Origin of the sequence: Stieleria sp., assembly GCF_041595215.1 — a bacterium.
Lineage (GTDB): Bacteria > Planctomycetota > Planctomycetia > Pirellulales > Pirellulaceae > Stieleria > Stieleria magnilauensis.
This window is the reverse complement of the sequence record NZ_JBFHKV010000912.1, coordinates 1-3,592: the sequence shown is the minus strand read 5'-3', so window position 1 is coordinate 3,592 and position 3,592 is coordinate 1. Positions and strand designations below refer to the sequence as shown.

Genomic DNA, 3,592 nt, shown 5'->3' with positions numbered 1-3,592 from the left:
GATCGTTGCGGCGGTGCGCAGCCGCGGCGAAGCGAAAACAGTGGGGCTGGCGCCAGAGTTGCGTTCGCGTCTGCTCGCGTTGCAACACGCCAACGCGTCTCCCACAGTCGTGGAGACCGCCAGTGATGAATCGACTCCAGCGGATCGCCCCGCGGCGCTGCCCTTGGTGCGGACGGACACGCCCGTCGCATCGGACACGCCGCGTTTCAGCCCCGCAGCGATGGGATGGTTCACCACCGCCGCCGTGGTCCTGCTGGCGATCGGTTGGTGGGTTCGTTCGGGAAGGCGTCCGACGAACGATCCGATCGCCGAAGACGGCCAACGAATCGAGGCACCCGAACCGATCGTTCCCGACGAGAACGTCGACGCGGATCCATCGACCGGACAACCCGACAGGCAAGCTCCCCTGCTGGTCGAGCGTCCACAATCAACGTCATCCGATCAGCATGGCGTTGCCGCGACGCCGGCCATCGAGCCGCCTTCGGATCTCGACCCCGCTGCCCTGCCGGACGGTGCTGCCACGTCGGATGTCGCCGTCGCTTCTGATGGCCAAGCCGACGCACCGATGGCCGACACACCGCTTGTGGCGGTGGAACCCAAACCGGCCGCGGCGCTGACGCCCGGCACCGGCACCGGAACACCCACCCGCGACAGGCGTCCCAACGTCGGCCGGACGCCGCAAACGCTGGTCGCCCAGTGGAGCCAGATTGACGGCTTGTTGCTTCGCAGCGAATCGTCGGTGGGGCCGGCCGGTTCGTCCTCGAGCGAGTCCACGCCGGCAAGTGTGACGGTCGGCAGCGCGTTCGACTTGGCCGCCGAGGGTCCCGGTCGGGTGATGAAGTTACAAACGCTACCGCTGTGTCGAGCCACGGCCGCGTTGGCCGGCGGCGGCGAACTGGTTATCGCCGCGGACACCGAAGTGGAATTGACGCCCGGCGGGACGATCCACCTGCTGCACGGTTCGATCGCGCTGTTGGGACTGCGTGAAAACATGGTCGTCCGGCTTGGCAGGAGCATCGCCAACAGCGTCTCGCTGGAGGGCGTCGCGTTGGACGGTCAAGATGGCGGCGATGTCGTCGTGCGAAAGACGGTCACCGGGATGGAGGTCGATGTGACGGGAACGCCGGTGAAGGTGAACGACCAAGCGGTCGCCGATTCACGTTTGAAGCTGGAAGGCCCATTGCTTGCCGTGGAACCGACGGAAGAAGCACCCGAGCGGCTGCCGCGTTGGACACGAGAACGCGTGGACCGAATCGAAGTCGGGCGGAACGTTCTGGCACAATTGAGCGAGAGCACGGATGTCCGAGTCACGCTGATGCAAGCCCTAGCCTCGGGCGAGGTACGCGGCGACGCCGCCACGACGGTGCGTGCCTGGCTGGTGGCGGCCAGCGGCGACCAACTGCTGCGGCTGATCGGCGCCCCCGATCCGTTGCTTCGCGAAGCCGCTTTGCGACACCTACGTACCGTCAGTCCGAAAGACCCCCGGCACCAGCGGCTATGGCGTCGCTTGCAAGCCAATGGCAACAACGCCCGAACGTTCGCGACCGTCCGGTCGTTCTTCGTCGACCTGTGGTCCGGCCGTCGACCCAACGCGACCAAACGCGAACAGTTGCTGCGGATGCTGCAAGCATCCGATCCCGCGGCGCGGGCGACGGCGAACTATTTACTTCGTTCGTTCTACGGTCCCGGTCCGCGATTCGACTTGAATGCCTCGGCCGCGGCGCGGACGCGTGCCGTGGCCGCTTGGCGGGCGGTGATCCATCGCGTGGATCAGCGGTGACCACTAGTTGACGTCGGTCAGTTGGACTTCGGTGCGATAGCGTTTGCCGTCGCGGTAGATGATCATCGGGACCACCGAACCGATCGGGGTCAGTCCGACTTGGGCGACCAAATGGTCATCGTTGTCGACCTGGCTGCCGTTGAATTCGACGATGATGTCGCCGCGTTGCAAGTTGGCCTTGGCCGCCGGCGAACCATGCCGAACCCCTTTGACCTTGGCACCGCCGGAGGCGACGGCTTGCAAGGGCCCCAGGTCGGAAACGGTGAAATCGGGTTCCAGGGTCACACCCAGATAACCGCGACGCAACCGTCCATGGCGGATCAGCTCGTCGGCCACTTGGACGGCCATGTTGATCGGGATGGCGAAACCGATGCCTTCGCTGCCGCCACTGCTGCTGGCGATCGCGGTGTTCAACCCGATCACTTCGCCGCGAAGATTTAGCAACGGGCCGCCGCTGTTGCCGGGATTGATCGCGGCGTCGGTTTGAAAGAAATCTTGCAGATCGATCTTTTGGTCGCCCAACGACAGGTCACGCCGTCCCTTGGCACTGAGGATGCCGAACGTGACCGAATGACTGAGCCCGAAGGGGCTGCCGATCGCGATCGTGAAGTCTCCGATGTTGACTAGATTACTGTCGCCGGTTCGGGCCGGTGGAAGCCGCAAATCGGGGACCTTCATGACGGCCACGTCGGTGCTTTCATCGGAGAGAATGCGTGACGGATGGTACTGGCGACCGTCGGCGCTGCGGAGCAAGATTTCTGCGGGCTGCGATCCCAGAATCACGTGCCGATTGGTCAACACCCACACCCCGTCGGCCGTGTCGATGACGACTCCGCTGCCGGCTTCATCGTAGGACTCGTACTGCCCGCCCTTGGTCTCGGTCTTGTGGGCTTCGATATGAATGACACTCGGTTTGACGAGCTGAGACACTTTTCGAACGAGATTGCCCAGCCGATCGAACGCATTGAATTCGTCGGCCAATTCCCGAAACAACGCTTCACGTCGCGCCTGAATGGATTGGGCGGTGGGGACCGCGCCGCCGAGTTCGGATGCCGAGTCGATCGTCGGTGAATGTTGAGGCGACGCGCCGGGGGACGGAGCGAGCGAGGGACGCAGGGATCGAATCGACGCCGACCCCGACGCACGGGGATTGCCATTGCTTTCGATCGACGCGCTCGCCGGCGTGCGCTGCGGTGTCGCGTTGGACTGTGCGGCTCGTGTCGGAGCATAGCGACCGCCGCCGCCATAAACGTCTTGGGCGGACGCCGTCGTGGACATGAAATGCGTTGAACACATCCAGGCGAGTGCCGCACCGGAGAGTGTGATCGCAAGTCGTCGAGGATTGCGCACACGACATCGTGTGCGTCCGCTGGGTTGGGAGAGGTCGACCATCGGAAAAGCTTCAACAGAGAGAGGGAGGTTCGACGGGGAGGCGTCGCATTGTACGCATCGTCGTTTTGCGGCAAGGAACTTTTCGTCAGTCCGGTTCGCTATCCCTCGTCCGGCGAGAAGTCAGAATCGTCATCGCCCGCGCATCAAAAAACGGCCGAATGATTCGACTTCCATCGAAGCATCTCGGCCGTCCTAGCAGGACACAATGGTCACAATCGATACGGTCAAGCCGTGTCGGCCTGGTAGGAATCAAACACCCGGCTCATCATCGCCGCGGGGTGGGACTTGCGTTTCTCGGCAAGTCGGTGACAACCGATACATTCTCGCGCGTACGGCACCGCACGGAGCCGCGTCAGTGGGATCGGCTTTTTACAACTCTCGCAGTCTCCGTACTTGCCTTCGTCCAACCGCTGGATCGCG

At 63.7% G+C, this 3,592-nt stretch carries 3 protein-coding genes; 1 reads left to right on the top strand and 2 read right to left on the bottom strand.

Features of this window, described 5'->3' with window-relative positions; all coding sequences use genetic code 11:
• Window positions 1-1,780: hypothetical protein (locus tag ABX749_RS26145; protein ID WP_372898593.1), on the top strand; the 1,780-nt coding region annotated here is incomplete at its 5' end.
• 3 nt (window positions 1,781-1,783) lie between these two features.
• Here the strand turns inward: ABX749_RS26145 and ABX749_RS26140 are convergent.
• The gene (locus ABX749_RS26140) at window positions 1,784-3,130 is read right to left on the bottom strand and encodes a S1C family serine protease (RefSeq protein WP_372898592.1); all 1,347 of its coding nucleotides are present in this window, start codon (window positions 3,128-3,130) and stop codon (window positions 1,784-1,786) included.
• Window positions 3,131-3,396: 266 nt separating this feature from the next.
• Window positions 3,397-3,592 (bottom strand): TraR/DksA family transcriptional regulator (locus ABX749_RS26135; RefSeq protein WP_372898591.1); only part of this gene is annotated, 196 nt, incomplete at its 5' end.